The organism is Sutterella massiliensis (assembly GCF_016899755.1).
GTDB classification, from domain to species: Bacteria; Pseudomonadota; Gammaproteobacteria; order Burkholderiales; family Burkholderiaceae_F; genus Sutterella; species Sutterella massiliensis.
The window spans coordinates 1-325 of the sequence record NZ_JACJJC010000370.1; the positions used below are offsets into that span (position 1 = coordinate 1).

General features: G+C 56.3%; 1 protein-coding gene. It reads left to right on the forward strand.

The window, feature by feature from the left end; all coding sequences use genetic code 11:
- Positions 1–23: 23 nt before the first annotated feature.
- Positions 24–325, forward strand: a 302-nt coding sequence (locus tag H6A60_RS12955; RefSeq protein WP_275114240.1) for a LexA family protein, incomplete at its 3' end; no start/stop codon positions are given.

The window sequence follows — 325 nt, forward strand, 5'->3', positions numbered from 1 at the left end:
AACCTTCACTCCCCTACGCAAATATGGGCGTTGCCTGCGGCTCACCTCTTCCGGCCTTCGATTGCGATGCTGAGAACGTTTTCCTGACCGACATGTTGGTAAAGCGCCCCGAGACAAGCTTTATGGCGAGAGCGACCGGCGACTCCATGATTGACGCCGGTATTTTCGAAGGCGATTTTCTGATTTTCGACCGAGCTCGGGAGGCCGGGAACGGCGACATCGTGCTTGCCTATCTTCGAGGCGAACTCACTTTGAAACGTCTGCGAATCGTGAACGGCAGACCGGAGCTTCATCCTGAAAACGAAGCGGCCGGCTACCCGGTGAT